Source organism: Mycoplana sp. 10N416, from assembly GCF_056394765.1.
The window spans coordinates 96722-113723 of the sequence record NZ_JBFTIM010000009.1 but is presented as its reverse complement, the minus strand read 5'-3'; the positions used below and the strand labels follow the sequence as shown (position 1 = coordinate 113723).

19 protein-coding genes are annotated in these 17002 nt (G+C 62.4%); 13 read left to right on the top strand and 6 right to left on the bottom strand.

Annotated elements, in window-relative coordinates:
• Positions 1 to 4 precede the first annotated feature (4 nt).
• The 9 genes from AC1DDS_RS18765 (at position 5) to visR (ending at position 7965) form a co-directional block, all read left to right on the top strand.
• A complete protein-coding gene (locus AC1DDS_RS18765; RefSeq protein WP_477480261.1) occupies positions 5 to 469 on the top strand; it encodes a chemotaxis protein CheW in 465 nt (154 codons plus the stop codon).
• The gene (gene cheR, locus AC1DDS_RS18760; RefSeq protein WP_477480260.1) at positions 466 to 1368 is read left to right on the top strand and encodes a protein-glutamate O-methyltransferase CheR; all 903 of its coding nucleotides are present in this window, start codon (positions 466 to 468) and stop codon (positions 1366 to 1368) included. The genes AC1DDS_RS18765 and cheR overlap by 4 nt, the downstream gene beginning before the upstream one ends.
• Positions 1365 to 2417 carry a protein-glutamate O-methylesterase CheB gene (cheB, locus tag AC1DDS_RS18755; RefSeq protein ID WP_477480259.1) on the top strand — a complete coding sequence of 351 codons (1053 nt, stop codon included), beginning with the start codon at positions 1365 to 1367 and terminating at the stop codon, positions 2415 to 2417. Before cheR ends, cheB begins: the two co-directional genes overlap by 4 nt.
• Positions 2417 to 2806 (top strand): response regulator, encoded by a 390-nt coding sequence (locus AC1DDS_RS18750; RefSeq protein WP_310411129.1) that lies wholly within the window; start codon positions 2417 to 2419, stop codon positions 2804 to 2806. Before cheB ends, AC1DDS_RS18750 begins: the two co-directional genes overlap by 1 nt.
• The gene (gene cheD, locus AC1DDS_RS18745) at positions 2803 to 3357 is read left to right on the top strand and encodes a chemoreceptor glutamine deamidase CheD (RefSeq protein ID WP_310411127.1); all 555 of its coding nucleotides are present in this window, start codon (positions 2803 to 2805) and stop codon (positions 3355 to 3357) included. The genes AC1DDS_RS18750 and cheD overlap by 4 nt, the downstream gene beginning before the upstream one ends.
• A gap of 83 nt (positions 3358 to 3440) precedes the next feature.
• On the top strand, positions 3441 to 3833 hold the full coding sequence (locus AC1DDS_RS18740) for a hypothetical protein (RefSeq protein ID WP_477480258.1): 393 nt from the start codon (positions 3441 to 3443) through the stop codon (positions 3831 to 3833).
• Between the two features lie 341 nt (positions 3834 to 4174).
• Positions 4175 to 5860, top strand: coding sequence for a flagellar basal-body MS-ring/collar protein FliF (gene fliF / locus AC1DDS_RS18735; RefSeq protein WP_310411121.1), 1686 nt, complete (start codon positions 4175 to 4177; stop codon positions 5858 to 5860).
• 618 nt (positions 5861 to 6478) lie between these two features.
• Positions 6479 to 7219, top strand: a complete 741-nt coding sequence (gene visN / locus AC1DDS_RS18730) for a transcriptional regulator VisN (RefSeq protein WP_477480257.1) — start codon at positions 6479 to 6481, stop codon at positions 7217 to 7219.
• 11 nt (positions 7220 to 7230) lie between these two features.
• Complete coding sequence (visR, locus tag AC1DDS_RS18725) at positions 7231 to 7965, top strand: transcriptional regulator VisR (protein ID WP_477480256.1); 735 nt, start codon at positions 7231 to 7233, stop codon at positions 7963 to 7965.
• 24 nt (positions 7966 to 7989) lie between these two features.
• On the opposite strand, the gene AC1DDS_RS18720 is transcribed toward visR, so the two are convergent.
• The 6 genes from AC1DDS_RS18720 to motA all read right to left on the bottom strand — a co-directional run bounded on the left by AC1DDS_RS18720 (position 7990) and on the right by motA (position 13250).
• Positions 7990 to 8445: a hypothetical protein gene (locus AC1DDS_RS18720; RefSeq protein WP_477480255.1), complete on the bottom strand. Its 456-nt coding sequence runs from the start codon at positions 8443 to 8445 to the stop codon at positions 7990 to 7992.
• 18 nt (positions 8446 to 8463) lie between these two features.
• Positions 8464 to 9531: a flagellar biosynthesis protein FlhB gene (gene flhB, locus AC1DDS_RS18715; protein ID WP_310411109.1), complete on the bottom strand. Its 1068-nt coding sequence runs from the start codon at positions 9529 to 9531 to the stop codon at positions 8464 to 8466.
• 145 nt (positions 9532 to 9676) lie between these two features.
• Positions 9677 to 10714: a flagellar motor switch protein FliG gene (fliG, locus tag AC1DDS_RS18710; protein ID WP_477480254.1), complete on the bottom strand. Its 1038-nt coding sequence runs from the start codon at positions 10712 to 10714 to the stop codon at positions 9677 to 9679.
• A 27-nt stretch (positions 10715 to 10741) separates the two neighbouring features.
• Positions 10742 to 11374 carry a flagellar motor switch protein FliN gene (gene fliN, locus AC1DDS_RS18705; protein ID WP_477480253.1) on the bottom strand — a complete coding sequence of 211 codons (633 nt, stop codon included), beginning with the start codon at positions 11372 to 11374 and terminating at the stop codon, positions 10742 to 10744.
• A gap of 52 nt (positions 11375 to 11426) precedes the next feature.
• A complete protein-coding gene (locus tag AC1DDS_RS18700; RefSeq protein ID WP_310411101.1) occupies positions 11427 to 12377 on the bottom strand; it encodes a FliM/FliN family flagellar motor switch protein in 951 nt (316 codons plus the stop codon).
• Positions 12378 to 13250 carry a flagellar motor stator protein MotA gene (gene motA / locus AC1DDS_RS18695; RefSeq protein WP_310411098.1) on the bottom strand — a complete coding sequence of 291 codons (873 nt, stop codon included), beginning with the start codon at positions 13248 to 13250 and terminating at the stop codon, positions 12378 to 12380.
• 185 nt (positions 13251 to 13435) lie between these two features.
• Here motA and AC1DDS_RS18690 point away from each other — a divergent pair, with 185 nt between their 5' ends.
• The 4 genes from AC1DDS_RS18690 to AC1DDS_RS18675 are packed head-to-tail and all read left to right on the top strand — an operon-like array spanning position 13436 to position 16925.
• The gene (locus tag AC1DDS_RS18690) at positions 13436 to 14215 is read left to right on the top strand and encodes a DUF1217 domain-containing protein (RefSeq protein WP_477480252.1); all 780 of its coding nucleotides are present in this window, start codon (positions 13436 to 13438) and stop codon (positions 14213 to 14215) included.
• Positions 14215 to 14940, top strand: coding sequence for a flagellar basal-body rod protein FlgF (flgF, locus tag AC1DDS_RS18685; RefSeq protein ID WP_477480251.1), 726 nt, complete (start codon positions 14215 to 14217; stop codon positions 14938 to 14940). The genes AC1DDS_RS18690 and flgF overlap by 1 nt, the downstream gene beginning before the upstream one ends.
• A gap of 6 nt (positions 14941 to 14946) precedes the next feature.
• Positions 14947 to 16368: a flagellar protein export ATPase FliI gene (gene fliI / locus AC1DDS_RS18680; RefSeq protein ID WP_477480250.1), complete on the top strand. Its 1422-nt coding sequence runs from the start codon at positions 14947 to 14949 to the stop codon at positions 16366 to 16368.
• A gap of 2 nt (positions 16369 to 16370) precedes the next feature.
• Positions 16371 to 16925 (top strand): flagellar protein, encoded by a 555-nt coding sequence (locus AC1DDS_RS18675; protein ID WP_477480249.1) that lies wholly within the window; start codon positions 16371 to 16373, stop codon positions 16923 to 16925.
• The last annotated feature ends 77 nt before the right edge of the window (positions 16926 to 17002 follow it).

Sequence of the window (17002 nt, the reverse complement as noted above, 5' to 3'; positions counted from 1 at the left end):
CGAAATGACGTATGCAGCCAAGGCATTGACGCAGGGCCGGGAACTCATTGCCTTCCGGATCGGTGATCAGGAGTTCTGCGTGAACATCATGTCGGTGCGAGAGATTCGCGGCTGGACGCCCGTGACCCCGATGCCGCATGCGCCGCATTACGTGCTCGGCATCATCAACCTGCGCGGTGCGGTGCTGCCGATCATCGACCTGTCGCTCCGGCTCGGCATGAAGCCGGTGGAACCCACTGTCCGTCACGTCATCATCGTCGCCCAGGTCGGCGCAAAGGTCGTCGGCCTGCTGGTCGAAGCCGTTTCCGACATCCTCACGGTGACGGACGAGAACGTCCAGCCGACGCCGGACATCGCCAGTGAGCTGGAGAAGAACTACGCCCGCGGCATTCTCGCGATCGAAGGCCGGATGATTTGCATGATCGAGCTGGAATCGCTGTTTCCGCAGATTGAAAGTGAAGCCGCATGAAAATGTCGACTGCGTTCGAGCCCAGACTCTCGCCGGACGAATGCCTGGCCAGCGGCGAATACCCGCTGACGCGCCGAGACCTGTCCGAAATCGCCGCGATGATCTACGCGGACGCCGGCATCTACCTGAATGAATCGAAGGCATCGCTCGTCTATTCGCGGCTGTCGAAGCACATCCGCAATCTCGGGCTGAAGGGTTTCCGGGAATATTGCGACCTGGTGTCGTCGCCGGCGGGTGCCGCGGTACGGCGCGAGATGCTGTCGCATCTGACGACGAACTTTACCCGCTTCTTCCGCGAGAACCACCATTTCGAACATCTGAAGAGCGAGGTCCTGCCGGAACTGATCGCTCGCGCCAAAGCTGGTGGCCGCGTGCGGATCTGGTCGGCCGCCTGTTCGGACGGGCAGGAGCCTTATTCCATCGCCCTGACCGTGCTGTCGCTGCTGCCGAACGCCACGGACTACAATTTCCGGATTCTCGCCACCGACATCGACCCGAAGATCCTGGCCCAGGCGCGCATCGGCGCCTACGACGCGACGGCGCTGGAGACGGTGAACCCGGCGATGCGCAAGCAATACTTCCGCGAGGTCGAGATCGACGGCCGCCAGAAGTGGCAGATCGACGACCGGGTCAAGAAGCTGATCACCTACAACGAGCTCAACCTGATGGCCCAATGGCCGTTCAAGGGGCCGTTCGACGTGATCTTCTGCCGCAACGTCGTGATCTATTTCGACGAGCCGACGCAAATGAAGATCTGGGCGCGATTCTCAGGGATGCTGGCCGAGGGCGGCCATCTCTATATCGGCCACTCCGAGCGCGTGTCTGGTGAGGCCAAGGGCCTGTACGACAACATCGGCATCACCACCTACCGATACATCGGCAAGGGAGCACGCGCATGACCGCATCAGCCCGCGTGCTTGTCGTCGACGACTCCCCCACCATGCGTGGTCTCATCACGGCCGTTCTGAGCGCGGATCCGGCGATCACCGTCGTCGGCCAGGCCGGCGACGCGATGGAGGCGCGGAACGCCATCAAGCAGCTCAATCCGGACGTGGTCACGCTCGACATCGAGATGCCGAACATGAACGGGCTGGAGTTTCTCGACAAGATCATGCGGCTTCGCCCGATGCCGGTAATCATGGTGTCGACGCTGACGCATCGCGGCGCGGACGCAAGCCTGGCGGCGCTCGAGATCGGCGCCTTCGATTGCGTCGGCAAGCCCCAGCCGGGGGATGCCCGCCCGTTTGGAGACCTGGCCGAAAAGGTGAAGGCTGCCGCCCGGTCGCAACGTCGCGACTTCAAGGCTGAGCCGCCTGTCGCGCCGCCGGCGGCGAGTACCAGCGCCGCCGCCTACCGCAATGGCCGCAAGATCGTCGCCATCGGCGCTTCCACCGGAGGTGTCGAGGCACTCATTGCCGTGCTGCAGAAGTTCCCGGTGAACTGCCCGCCGACCGTCATTACCCAGCACATGCCGCCCTCCTTCACCAAGAGCTTTGCGGAGCGCCTCAACCGTCTGTGCGCGCCAAGGGTCGAGGAAGCGACGGATGGTGCTCGGCTGGAAATCGGCAAGATCTACCTGGCGCCGGGCGGCGACCGTCATCTTCAAGTCGTGAATGCGACGGCGCCCTGCTGCCGTCTTCTGGATCGCGATCCGGTCAATGGTCACCGACCTTCGGTCGATGTGCTGTTTGACTCGGTCGCCGAGCTTGCCGGCCGCAATGCCGTGGGCGTCATCCTGACCGGGATGGGGCGCGACGGGGCGGCGGGTCTACTGAAAATGCGTCATGCCGGTGCGCGAACCATCGGCCAGAACGAAAGAACATGCGTCGTATACGGGATGCCCAGAGTGGCATTCGAGCTGGGCGCAGTCGAACACCAGTTTCCGCTCACGTCCATCGGGGAGGAAATTCTGAAGATCACTGCGGCCCGTAGAGAAGGGAGCGAATAATGTCTATCGCTGAAAAAATTAAGGTCCTCATCGTCGACGATCAGGTGACCAGCCGCCTGCTGCTGGGAGACGCGCTCCAGCAGCTCGGCTTCAAGCAGATCACCGCGGCAGGGGATGGCGAGCAGGGCCTGAAGATCATGACCCAGCAGCCGCATCACCTGGTGATCTCCGACTTCAACATGCCGAAGATGGACGGTCTGGTTTTCCTACAGCACGTCCGCGCCAATCCGGCGACGAAGAAGGCGGCGTTCATCATCCTGACGGCCCAGGGCGATCGCGCACTGGTGCAGAAAGCTGCGGCCCTTGGCGCCAACAACGTGCTCGCCAAGCCCTTCACGATCGAGAAGATGAAGGCGGCCATCGAAGCCGTGTTCGGGGCACTAAAATGAGCACCGATGCCGGGACGCGCCGCGTCCACGTGATACAGGGCGAATACAAGGTGGTGAGCGAGCCGGACGTCGTGCTGACGACGATCCTGGGATCCTGCGTCGCCGCCTGCCTGCGCGACCCGGTGACCGGTGTCGGTGGCATGAACCATTTCCTCCTCCCCGGATCGGCGGAGGCGATGGCGTCCGGTGGCGATGCGACCCGTTACGGTGTGCACTTGATGGAACTGCTGATCAACGGTCTTCTGAAGCAAGGCGCCCGGCGCGACCGGCTGGAGGCGAAGATTTTTGGCGGGGCCAGGACGATGGCTCGCTTCTCCAACGTCGGCGAGCAGAACGCGCTCTTCGCCCGGCAGTTCTTGACGGACGAAGGCATCAGGATCGTTGGCGAAAGCACCGGTGGCGAGCATGGGCGAAAGCTCGAGTTCTGGCCGTCGACCGGGCGTGCCCGCCAGCACGCGCTCACCGGCGTCGAGACACAACGTGCCGTCGCTCTGGAACAGCGACCGGTAATGGTGCCGAAACCGGTCGAGAGCTCGATCGAATTCTTCTGAGGCCGCAAGCCGACCTTACGACGCAATGTACAGCCGCAAGATGCGCGCCACGGGCGCTGCCGCTGCGGGAAAGTGGAGACGCCATGAGCCAGTATACGAGCGAAGCACCCGTCATGGAGGAATCCCTCCCCGCGGTACTGATGCGCGTCGTATCCGAGTTGAATGAAGTTGCCGATCTGGTCGAGAGAATTGAACCACTGATCGGCGAGTTGCATCCGGAAGCGGGGCAGGACGACGTCGCGGAACGCATGATGGTGTTGCAGGGGATCGATCTGGCCGTGCAGAAAACGCGAGGCCTGGCCGAGTTCATAAGCCAGGTCACCGCCGGCATGCCCGGCGGGTGGGTGGTCGATGTGACGACTGCGCTTAATCTCGTCAAGCTTGCGGACATGCAGAAGGCGCTGGGCAGCGGTGCCGGGCGCCCTGCGCATGCGCAGCCACTCGCCAAGGCCTCCGGAGATTTCGAGGCCTTCTGATTCGCCCGCCCCGCATCAGGCTTGTGGCACCGCACGTTCCACGATGGCGTGCGGTGTCTTGCGTTTTGAAGCAAGATTCCCAGAAGCATCTGATTTCTAATAAAGATTTTGACTGCTGCTGATGTCGGTATTCCTGTCCGGACGCCGAAAACGGCCCTTTGCCGCGAAACGTTCGCGCAAGTTTCGCCATCTAGGTTGCGAAGCGGGTCCCTTTGGATCTGCGTAATTCTTGGGGCTGAAGGCGCCGTTGGCTAAGGCGCCTTACCGAGGGTGGGCAATTCAACTGAGCAGGTCTGCCTTCATGGCCGATGGCAACCTGGCAAAGTTCGTGCGGGAACAGAATGAATCTGTTGGAACAGCTTAAGAGTATTGGCAAGAATCTCGCGTCACTCGGGCAAACGAAGCTGGCGCTTCTGGCCGGCGCAGGCGTCGTTACCGTAGGGTTGGTGCTTGCAGCCGCATTCTTCGTCAACAAACCCGCCTTCGAGACCTTGTATGTCGGGCTGGAAAACTCGGACATCAATCAGATCAGCATCGCGCTGGCGGAAGCAAACATCAACTTCAAGGCAGGCACCGAAGCCGGGAGCCTCCAGGTGCCTGTCGGCGAGACGGGGAAGGCGCGGCTTTATCTCGCCGAGCGCGGCCTGCCGAACAGCTCGAACTCCGGCTACGAACTCTTCGACAATGTCGGCTCGCTGGGCCTGACCTCGTTCATGCAGGAAGTCACCCGCGTTCGTGCGCTTGAAGGCGAGATCGCCCGCACGATCCAGCAGATCAACGGGATCGCCGCCGCCCGCGTTCACATCGTCATGCCGGACCGCGGCAACTTCCGCAAGGCGGAGCAGGCGCCAACGGCCTCGGTCATGATCCGCGCCAGCGGCACCGCCGGCCGTAAGTCCGCCGCGTCCATCCGCCATCTCGTCGCTGCATCCGTTCCGGGGCTGGAAGCCGAGCATGTGACGATCCTCGACTCCGCCGGCCAGTTGCTCGCCTCCGGCGATGACGCGGAGGGTAACACGCTCAACCGCTCGCTCAACATCGTGCAGTCGGTGCAGGAAGACGTCGAGCGCAACATCGAGAAGGCGCTCGCCCCCTTCCTCGGCATGGACAATTTCCGTGCCAGCGTCATGGCGGCGCTCAATACCGATTCCCAGCAGACGCAAGAAACGGTCTATGACCCGGAGTCCCGCGTCGAGCGTTCCGTGCGCGTCACCCGGGAAAGCCAGAAATCCAACCAGAGCCAGTTGCAGAAGCCGGCGACGGTCGAGCAGAACATTCCCCAGGGCGGCCCCGACGAGGGCATTGGCCCGCAGTCGAGCGATCAGGCCGACAAGAAGGAAGAGCAGACCAACTACGAAATCAACAGCAAGACCGTTGCGACCGTTCGCAACAGCTTCCAGATCGAGCGGCTCTCCGTTGCCGTCGTCGTCAACCAGGGCCGCATCGCCGCGCTCGTCGGCGAGCCCGCCGACCAGGCGAAGGTGGATGCCTACCTGGCGGAGATGCAAAAGATCGTTTCGTCGGCGGCCGGCCTGAACGCCGATCGCGGCGACGTCGTCACGCTGACCGCCATGACCTTCCTGGACAACCAGCTTCTCGATGAGGCCGTGCCCGGCCCGGGCGTCATGGAAACGCTGGCGCGCAACCTGTCGACGATCATCAACGCGCTTGCCTTCGTCGCCGTCGCCTTCCTGGTCGTCTGGTTCGGCTTCCGTCCGGTCGTGCGCTCGGTCACGGGCGGCGCCGGTGCCACGGCGCTGGAAGCCGATTCGGCCGGCCTGGAACTGCCCGACTTCTCTCCGGCCGTCGGCGTCGGAGCGGGCGGCGGTGCGCTGATGGACGGCTTCGGTGCGGACTTCGGCTTCGACAGCACCGACGATCTCCTCAGCGCCGGAGACGATGGCGAGGGTGTCTTCAACCGGCGCGTCAAGGAAGGGCCGGAACGGCGGCTGGCCCGCATGGTCGAGATCAGCGAGGAACGCGCGGCCAAGATCCTGCGCAAATGGGCCGAGAACCAGGCCGCCTGATTCACCGCACAGACGAAACAACGAAAGTCCCGCCGCAAGGCGGGATCCTTTTTTCGGGCATGCCACGCGCCATCAAGGATTAGGCCTGGCCGGGTCGCGTCCACGAGCAACGGTGCAGAGAAGCCCGGCCTGCGTTCGGAACTTTTTGCGCAGGGTGTGACTCGAAAGTAACGATTTCCCGAAGCTGAGACCGAACTTCCCCTGCGTCAGTTCCGGCTGTCCCCGATTTTTCTCGCGCTCAAGAAAAAATGTTCCGCTCAAGCATGACGAACGTCAGGCCGAATTTGAGCACCGCAAGGTTGATAGCATCGGGTGCGAAAATGCGGTTGGAATGACGCCCGGTCCAAAAGTCTGATTGTTAACAAAAGTTTAAATCCAGAAATGGGGCCTGCGGCAACATGCCCCGCGCGGTCGACGCGAATCGATTCACGGCGCGGCGCAAAAGTAAACCCCGACCTGGGGGCTGTGGCTTTTGATTCGCGTCCCTGTACACTTTAGTCACTGATTCGTTTGGTGAATCCCGCCCCATGCGGCTTGATCGGGCGGCGCCGGGGGCTCTTGGCGCCGACACGAGGGGAAGGCGGGATGATCCGGCCGAATTCGGCAACGGGGGCTATTATGGAATCGATCAGAGCGGATGTAGCGCTCCGGGAACCCTATGGGTTTCCTGCGATCGCCGGTGAGCGTAAGAGTGCGCGTGAACTTCTGGTTCAGCAACTGAGGCGCTGTGCGGATCGCGCCAGCCTCCCGGCGGGATTGCGGGTGCTCACGCAGTATGTCAGCGCTTCCCATTATCTCCTCGTCCGCCATGACCTGTCGTTGAACGCCGACATCGATTTCGTTGTCGCTTCGGACTGGCCTTTCGATATGGTGCGCGGCCTTGCGAGCTCGATCGGAGCGAACCATGTTCGCATGAGCGAGTTCGAGCGATGCTGCAACCTGATGCAGCCAAGCTTTTCGCACCTTGCCGACGATGTCGCCGTGCCTGACGGCGTCGGCCGCGAGTATTGCGCCATCGCCTTCAATGTCGGGCGGGTGCGGATGGCGTTTCTCCTTCTTTTCCCCGAACACATCATCCTATCGCAGAGCAAGCTTCGCGATGTTGGACTTCTAGCCGGCTATCTCGCCAGCGTCTGTTGCCGACCGGCGATGCGGCTGGAGCGCGAATCCGACCTTACCGATCGCGAAATCGAGTGCCTCTATTGGATTGCCGAGGGCAAGACGAGTGATGAGATTGCGGTGATTCTCGGTATCTCGCGCAACACGATCAACAACTACATCGCCAGCGTGATGCGAAAGACCGCGACCAAGACGCGCTCCGAAGCGATCGCCTGGGCGGTGCGAAGCAATCTCGTCTGAAGGCAAGTACGATGGACATTCAGCTTCCCCCGGTCGCTGCGGAAATCCAGATCGGTAAACTTTCAAAGCCGCAACGCACCGGCGATGCTGTGGCCACGCTTCAGCATCTGCAGAAGGTGATCGGGGCGAGGAACTTCGCCGTCTTGCGCAGCCTCGGCCAGGGACTGCCTTCGGCCCGGCGTTTGACTTGCGCGCTCAGCAACTGGGCCGATCAAGCGGAGTACCGGACGCGCCTGCTGCTGGAGGCCTATGGCGAAGAGTTGATGGCCCACCTTGAGGTCTCCACTTTGCCGGTCGTTTGGGAAGGTGAGGAGGCCGACCGGATCACTGCGATGGAAATCGCTCCCTTTACCGAGCGCCTCACGTCGGGACGCCTCGCGTCCTCCGGGATCGCCTTGCCGGTTCGCCTCGGCTCGAACGGCAACGGTTTTGTCATCTTCACCGGTGAGGACCTCGACTTCGACAGCGAGATCGTGCTCGACATGCACATGCGCGCCAATCAGATCATGATCGATCTGTTGGGGGCAAACGAGAAGCGGATGCAGTCGGTCGAAACGCTGAATGACCGTGAGATTGTTTGCCTGCAAATGGCGGGTGACGGCTGCATCAGCGAAGCCATTGCTGAGAAGTTGGGCCTCTCGGTCCACACCGTCAACGCCTACCTCGGTACGGCCACGGGCAAGCTGGACGCCGTCAATCGCATTCAGGCCATCGCAAAGGCGATCCGCTTCGGCTACATCAGGTGAGCCGAAGCGGCGAGGCCGGAAGTCTTATGCCGCAGCGTCCATAGCGTCCAGAGGAGGCGACCCCATGCGCTTGAACTGCGCGTCCTTGAGGCTGGCGACCAGCAGTGCTGTGTTGTCGTCGGGATCGGCCGCGGGGTTGTCGAAGGCGACGTGGGTGATTTCCAGGCCGGCGCGCTCGTTGCCCAGTTGCAGCCGGGCATAGACGGTGACGCCTTGCGGGCGCAGTTCGAGGTCGAGCGTGACTTCGGGTTCGTCACCCCACTCGAGCTTGTAGTCCCCGCCGGCGCCGAAAACGACGGTGCCGGGCAGGAAGTAGAGCTCAGCAGCCGAAGCCACGAGATCGGCCAGATTTCCGTAGCACTCGAAGCGCAACAAGGACACGAGATCGGCTGCGTCGAGCAGCCGTAGTTCCGTAGCAACCGGGCCGATCGCCTCGGCCACAATCCTCTCGCGCTGGGCAGAATAGGAACATTTTCTCATCGGATCTCGCTTACCGTCTTATTTGGGCGAAGCTTGGTAGACCCGGTGAATCAGCTCCGCCACGGCTTTGTAAAACACCGGCGGAATGACACTATCGACCGAGACTTGCGCAAACATGGAGCGTGCGAGCGGCGGGTCCTCAAAAACCGGAATGCCGTTCTGCTCGGCCAATTCGCGGATCTTGAGGGCGACCAGATCCTGGCCCTTGGCAACCACGATGGGGGCCTCCTGCTCCTCGCGCACATAGCGCAGCGCCACGGCAAAGTGGGTCGGGTTGGCGATGACGAGGGTGGCGCGCGGCACGTCGGCGATCATCCGCTTGCGGGCGCGATCGCGCTGGATCGAGCGCAGGCGGCTCTTGACGATCGGGTCGCCCTGCGCCTGCTTGTGCTCCTCCTTGACCTCCTGCTTGGTCATGCGCAATTCGGAGTACCAATGGTGGCGCGTCCAGGCGAAGTCGAGCGCGGCGATCGCAGCCGTGGCAAACAGGATGATCACGAGGATCTTGTGGGCTTCCTTCGCCAGGATGGCGAACACCGCCGAAGGATCGGCGAACATGGCGTTCAGGGCGGCAAAGTAGTCATCCCAGAGCACGAAGACGACCACGACCGAAACAACCCCGACCTTGATGAAGGATTTGCCGAATTCGACGAGGCCCTGCTTGCCGAACATCCGGCCAAAGCCCTTGATGGGCGAGAGCCGCGACAACTGCGGGCGCACGCGCTCCAGCACCGGGCTCGGCAGGTTCTGCAGGATCGAAGCGGCGAGCCCGAAAGTCATCATCATGATGAGTGCCGGCAGCAGCAACGCGCCGGCCTCCCAAACGAGGTGGCGGAATAACGCAATGATGTCGCCGCTGGTCTCGAGATCCCAGGCCTCAGGTTGTTCGAAGAGGTCGCGCAGCGTTTCGGTGATTCGCGATATGCCACCCGGCAGGAAGAAGACCAGGAAGAGATAGATCGCGATCGAGGAGGCAAAGACGGGGATTTCGCGTGCAAACGGCGTGTTGCCCTTTTCCGCCGCGTCGCGGATTTTCTTCTCTGACGGGGCCTCTGTTTTGCTATCCTTGTCCTCGCCGTCGGCCATGGACAACTCTCCCGCAGCTCGCGTGACCGATCAGTTGTGATACGGCCGCGCTGCGCCGGCGCCGGCGCACAAAAAAGGACCCGATTCTCGTCGAGGATCGGGTCCGGGGAACGGTCAAGCCTGGAGCAAGGAGAGTCAAGCCGGATCAGGCCGCGGCTTGGGTCTCGTCCCGCTCTTTCAACTGAATCTGACCCGCTGCGGCCAGTCGGATTGCCTCCTGGGTGATCGAGCGGCGGGCGATCGCCACGTCGCGGGGGCGAACGCCCTGGTCGCCGGCGGCGAGGTCGGACTCGATCATGCGGCGCTGGCGCGCGCCGATCGAGGACAGGACGGCTTCGCGCAGGTCCATCGGCGTCCCCCGCAGCGCGGCCGTGATGATATCGCCGGCAACGTCGTTGAAGAGCGACACCCGGCTCGCCTGCGGCATGGAGAGCAGATCCTCGAACAGGAAGATCTTCGGCCGGACCTTCTTGACGGAAGCGGTGCTGATCGTCCCCAGCGAGGCGAGCAGTTCGTCGACCTGGTTCTTCTCCAATTCGTTCATCATCTCGGCAACCTTGTTCGAGCCGGGCGAGTTGCGCTCGGCCTCGAAGGCATCCATCATTTCAAGAACGCGGTTTTCGATAATGGCGGCGGCCTTGGGGCTGGCCTCCTTGAGGTTGACGGCGCGATTGATGATGTCGGCACGGCTTTCCTCCGGGACTTCGAGGAGAATCTTCGCGCCGAAGGCCGACGGCATCATCGAGAGGATATAGGCGATGGTTTGCGGATGTTCCTTCAGCAGATAACGGCTGATGAAGGCTGCGTCCGCATCCTGCAGGCGATCCCAGATGGTCGTCTCGTAGGCCTGGAAGGCGGTGCGGCGCCCGAGCAGGCCGTCGACCTCGTCCGGTGTCAGGCCTTCCTCGAGGATGCCTTCCATCATCTTGGCGTTGTCCATCAGACCCGCGCCTTCGGTGAACAGATCCTCGAACTCGTTGACCAGCTCGAGCAATTCCTGCGGCGGGATCGGGCGGAGGTTCTGCGCCGCGGCGATGATGCCCTGGAGCTCACCTTGTGTGAAGAACTTCAGAAGCTTGCCGGCGACCGGTTTGCCCATCGCCAGAAGAACCGCCGCTGCCTTGTCCACCGGTGAAAGCGGTGCGCCGACCGCGGTGCTGCCGAAATTGTCGAAATCCATCATGGATGCCTCCTGAAACCTTCACCGGTATCAGATCTTTGAAGTGCTCTTGACCTCGATGAGTTTCACCCCGAAACGGGTGTCATCGTTTTCGAGGACGGTGATTTCGCCGCGACCGATCGTCCGGCCGTTGACCATGATCTCGACGGGTTCGCCGATGCGGCGGTCCAGCGCGATCGTGGCACCTTCGGTGAGGTTCATAAGGCCGGAGACCGGCATCTGCGACGAGCCGAGGACAATCTGCAGGTCGATCGGGATGTCCATGATGAGGCCGAGATTAGCCTCCATGGCGCTTCCCAGCGGTTGGGTCGCCGACTCTCCGAGTTCAGGAATGCCAAAATCGCCGGGGAGCCCCGTATCGCTGAACGGCATTGTTTCGGCGGCCCCGAAGCCGTCGCCGAAGCCGGTGGCGGCCGTGTCGGCACCGAAGTCGCCGCCAAAACTGGTGTCGGTCGCACCGGAGCCGAAATCGCCACCAAAGGCGGCCAGTGGATCGCTTTCCGCAGCTTCCGGGAAGTCCATGCCGAAGTCGGTGACGGATGGGCCGGTTGCATCCTGTTTCAAGACGCCGCGCAGATCATCGATCGCCTGTTCGAGTTCGGCGTCGTTGGCGCTGATGGTTGACGCAAGGTCGTCCGCAAGGGGTGATTTTTTAGGTGCCATGTGATCACTGTTCCATCTTGAGCTTGCCCGAAGCGTGCTGCCTGGACTGGTGCTATCCCATAATGTGTTGCAGCAGCTCGTCCTCCGAGCCGTAGGTATCCTTTACGCGGACCGTATAGCGCGCACCGGAACGACCAAACTCGCAAACATAGAGCTTGTTGCCGTTGGCGCTGACGTCGACGCGGACGTCGGTCGTATCGTGGAACGGGATGATATCGCCTGCTTGCAGGCGGCTGATCGTGTCCAGGGTCTGGCTCTCCAGCCGGATCCGGGCCTGCAGCGTTACTTTCGAGCGGCGCACCTGCTCGCTGAGTTGCTCGCTCCACTCCCTGGGCGTCTTGATCTCATTGGCCGCCTTGGGGGCGGCGATCGCCGATTTCAACAGTGCGCGTTGCGGAACGACGAGATAGAAGTTCGACAACACTGGACCGATGCCGACGGACATCTGCACCATAGCGGCGAATGCTTCCTCCGAACCGTTCTCCGGCGTCTTGCGGCCCTCGACGTTGTAGGGGGGGCCGACGAGCGGCTCGTAGCTGTTGGTACGGCCGACGGCAATCTTGAGCACACCGGAGATCCGGTCGACGATCATCGCAGCGACATCGAGTTCGATGCGCGACAGCGGCCTGGGCTCCGGCTCCTCGATCGAGTCGCTGACGGCGCCAAGCATGTTCTCCACCAGGGTGACGATGAAGGGGCTGTCGCAAACGACGGCATACTGGCCGCTCCAGTCGCGAAGTTCGCAATCGGCCAGCGCCATGGCGCCGCCGAGCCCGGAAATCAGCTGCCCGTAGCGACCGACTTCATAGCCGGCGTAGGAAACGGCGATCTCGAAGCCGAATTCTCCGGCCAGCACGTCGGGCAGCAACTCGGCGAACACGTCGCCAAGGGCGGCGCAACGCTTCGAGATGGTTTCCCGATCGCCGAGCTGCCCGACAAGGCGGGCAAGCACGATCGGATCATGTTTGGGCTTTGGGGACGCGGTCATGTCGTTCCTGCTCATTTAGGCCGCCTTCGAGTCGCCGCGCGGGTTCATCATTTCCTGCTCGACGGCATCGATGGATGGCCGCTCATAGGAGGAAATGGTCTTGCGACCGTACTCGAGCGCGACTTGCGGAACCGACCCGTTCATGTAGGCAAGCAGTGTCTGCTTGACGATGATGTAGAGCCGGTTCTGTTTGGCGCGGACGGACTTGATGTTGGTCGCGATCGGCGAGACCACCGAATAGGAAAGGAACACGCCAAGCAGGGTTCCGACCAGGGCGGCTGCGATCTTGCCGCCCAGGATTTCCGGAGATTCGTTGATGGCGCCCATGGCCTTGACCACGCCCAGGACGGCCGCGACGATGCCGATCGCCGGCAACGCGTCGGCGACGGTGCTCATCGCCGTGTAGGGCTTCATCTTGTCGTTGCTGATGGTCTGGATTTCCTCGTCCATCAGCGCCTCGATCTCGTGCGAGCGAGCATTGCCGATGATGATCAGGCGGACGTAGTCGCAGATGAACGTGGTCAGTTCCTTGTTCTGCAGGACGGTCGGGGACGACTGGAAGATCGATGATTCTTCCGGATTGTCGATGTGGCTCTCGATCTCGTTGCGCGATTTCGTGCGCAGGTCCCGCATCAGGCTGTAGAGCACGCCGAGCGTGTCGAGATAGTGCCGTTCCTTCGGAACTGTATGCTTGAACGCCTCAAGGAGCGCCTTGCCTGTATCCTTCACCACCTTCATCGTGTTGGCGATGATGAAGCCACCGAGACCCGCGCCGCCGATGATCAGGAGTTCGTAGGGCTGGTTGAGCACCTCGAGATGCCCGCCCATGGCCATGTAGCCGCCAATGACGCAACCGAAGGTGACGATCAGACCGATGATGATGTTCATTGTAAGCCCACAAGCCCCGACATAATTCCGACCGTACCTGAATAGGATTCCAGCCTTGTGTGAGGCTGTACCTACGGGCCCCTTTTCAAGAAAGAACCGGTTACAGGTTCGCGCAAGCAAGGAAGGTCAGGTTGGCGCCGCGGGCGGCACTGTGCCCTGATGAACGGAAAAGGGCGGAAGCCATCGTGACGACCACCTACACGAGCTACAGACTGATCAGCGCCGATCTCGCAACCTCGCTCAAGCGGGTCGCCGAGCAGCCGGACGTGAAACGCGAGAGCGAATACTATCTGGCCAAGATCGGCTCGATCAAATCCATCGACGCGTTCTTCGCCGACAGCCGCCTTTACAACTATGCGATGAAGGCACACGGCCTGGAAGACATGGCCTATGCCAAAGCCTTCATGCGCAAGGTCCTGACCGAGGGTATCGACAGCAACGACGCATTCGCCAACAAGCTCTCGGACAGCCGCTACAAGGAATTGGCGGAATCGCTGAATTTTGCCCGGCACGGCGAGGCAGCCACCAGTTTCGATCGCGCCCAGAAGGGCGTCGTCGACAAGTACAGCCGCCAGACGCTCGAGGTGGATGCCGGCAACGAGAATACCGGTGTCCGGCTTGCGCTGTATTTCGAGCGGATGGCTTCCTCGATTTCCAGCGGCTATTCGATCATCGCCGATGACGCGATCTCGCAGGTCGTTCGGACCGCGCTTCAGCTTCCCATGGAGTTCGTCGGTACCGACGTCGACCGCCAGGCGGCCTACTACGAAGACGTTCTCGATCTTGCCGACTTCCAGGATCCGATGAAGGTCGGCAAGTTCCTCGAGCGCTTCACGGCGATGTGGGAGCTCGACAATCCGTCCGGTTCCTACGACCCGCTGATGGTGTTCCAGCCGACGAGCCTGACCGGGATCTCCACCGATCTTCTCATTTCCATCAACAACCTGAAACTCGGAGGCCGCTAATGGAGACCGGGCTTTATGTCTCGCTTTCGTCCCAGATCGCGCTCGATCGTCGCCTGACGACGCTTGCCGACAACGTCGCCAACGCCAACACGGTCGGCTTCCGTGCAACCGAGATCAAGTTCAACGACGTCGTCGCCAACAACGGCAAGGCCAGGATCGCCTTCGTGGACCAAGGCAACGAGTACCTGTCGACGCGCAATGGCGGCATGACCGAGACCAACGGCCCGCTGGATTTCGCGATCAAGGGTGAAGCCTGGTTTGCCGTCCAGACGCCGCTCGGCCAGACGCTGACACGCGACGGGCGCTTCACGCTGACGGAAAACGGCGATCTGGTGACGCTGAACGGTTATCCCGTGCTCGATGCCGGTGGCGCGCCGATCCAGATCGACGCCAATGCCGGCCCGATCAAACTGAGTGCCGATGGCCAGCTGAACCAGAACGGGCAACCCGTCGCAGCGCTCGGCCTGTTCGAGGCGGATCTTTCAGCCGGCTTCGCGCGCGCCGGCAACAGCGGCATCATTCCGACGCTGGCTCCCGAGCCGGTCGTCGACCGTATCGACGTCGGCGTGGCGCAGGGCTTCGTCGAGGAATCGAACGTCAATCCGATCTCCGAGATGACCCAACTCATCACCGTCACGCGTGCGTTCGAGAGCATCAACTCGCTGCTGCAGCAGAGCGAGTCTTCCATCGACAATGCGATCAAGACGCTCGGCGGCAGCCGGTAACACCCGATGAGCATTGTGACGGACAATCAACCAGGCAAGCCGGCGATCAGCGGCGGCGCCCGCAAGCTTAGTGCGCTTGCGGGGCTCGTGCGGCGCTATTCCAATCCGGAATTCTCCGTCGCGCATGGCGGTCACGTGCAGACCATCGCGGCGGGAAACTATACGGTCAGCGGCCTGTCGCGGCATGTGCGGCTGGGGGAGTTCGTTGCGCATCGCAGCCCCACCGGCATTCATCTCGGCGAAGTGGTTCGGGTCGAGCCGGATAGCGTGGTCGTCTGCCCGATTGAGCCGGGCGAACCGATCGGCATCCACGACACGGTCATCCGCAAGGGCGCGTTCCGCATTGCGCCAACGGCGGCATGGTGCGGCCGCACCATCAACGCGCTCGGAGAGCCGATCGATGGCCGCGGACCGATGACGCAGGGCGATGTTCGCCGATCGATCGCCAACACGGCGCCACCTTCGATGACGCGTCGCCGCGTCGAGCAGGGTTTTTCCACGGGTGTTCGTGCCGTTGATATCTTCGCGCCGCTTTGCCTCGGCCAGCGCCTGGGGATTTTCGCCGGATCAGGGGTCGGCAAGTCGACGCTGCTTTCGATGCTGGCCCGTGCCGATGCCTTCGACAAGGTCGTGATCGCCCTTGTCGGCGAGCGCGGCCGCGAGGTGCGCGAATTCATCGAAGACACGCTTGGCGACAATCTGTCGAAGTCGGTGGCGGTGGTTGCGACCAGCGACGAGAGCCCGATGCTCCGCAAGATGGCGCCGCTGACGGCGGTAACGATCGCCGAACACTTTCGCGACCAGGGCGACAACGTGCTGCTGATCGTCGACAGCGTCACGCGCTTCGCGCATGCGATCCGTGAAGTGGCGACCGCATCCGGCGAGCCGCCGATCGCGCGTGGCTATCCGGCGTCGGTGTTCACCGAACTGCCGCGGCTGCTGGAACGGGCCGGTCCCGGCGCGGAAGGGACGGGGACGATCACCGCGATCATCTCGATCCTGGTGGATGGCGACAACCACAACGACCCGATCGCCGATTCGACGCGCGGCATCCTCGATGGTCACATCGTGTTGGAACGCAGCCTGGCCGACGAGGGGCGCTACCCGCCGATCAATCCGCTCTCCTCGATCTCGCGCCTGGCCCGCAAGGCCTGGACCGCTGATCAGGAAAAGCTGGTGGCGCGGCTGAAAGCGTTGATCCACCGCTACGAGGAAACGCGTGACCTGCGCCTGATCGGCGGCTATCGCCCCGGCAGCGATGCCGACCTCGACATGGCGATCAGGCAGGTTCCGATCATCTATGACGTGCTGCGTCAGACACCAGGCGACAAGCCGGCCTCCGATTCCTTTGCCGATCTGGCGACAGCGTTGCGCAACGCGCCGGCAAATCAGCCGAACGGGGCCGGCAATGCGAGGGCAAGGGGGTGAACATGACGGACTATGAAGCGGACAAGACGATCCCCCCGATGAAGCGACCGGAGACGGGCGGCAGCTTCGGTGATCGGCTGCTCGTCACCGCGGGCGTGACGCTGGCTGCCCTGGCTGCCTTCTTCCCCTGGTATGTCTTCCTCAACCCGCAGGAATTCTCTGTTCCGCCGCTGTGGCAAGGCAACACCCGCGATCTGCCGGAAACGCCGGCTCGCGAAGTGATGAGCGTCTCGCCAGCGGCAATGGTTGATGACGACGATGCGGATAAGGCGGGCGACGTCGACCCGGTCAAAACCGCCACGGTGCCAAATCTCGGACTTGAGAAGAAAACGGGTGCCACGCCGGAGAAGTCGCTGGATCAGCCGCTTCCCGCGCCGACCGGCTTCCGGCTGATGCATGTCGCAAACGGTCGCGCCCTGATCGAGGATGCTTCGGGACTTTACATCGTGCGGGTCGGTTCGATTCTGCCCGACAGCAGCCGGCTTGCGACGCTGGAACAGCGTGACGGAGAATGGGTGATCGTCACCTCCAACGGCGATATCTACAAGCGCAACTGATTCACTGGTCCACAGGAACAGCCTGACACCGACCGCCGGCCGCCCCGCCGGCGATTGCTGCTTTTTTAGTCCCACCC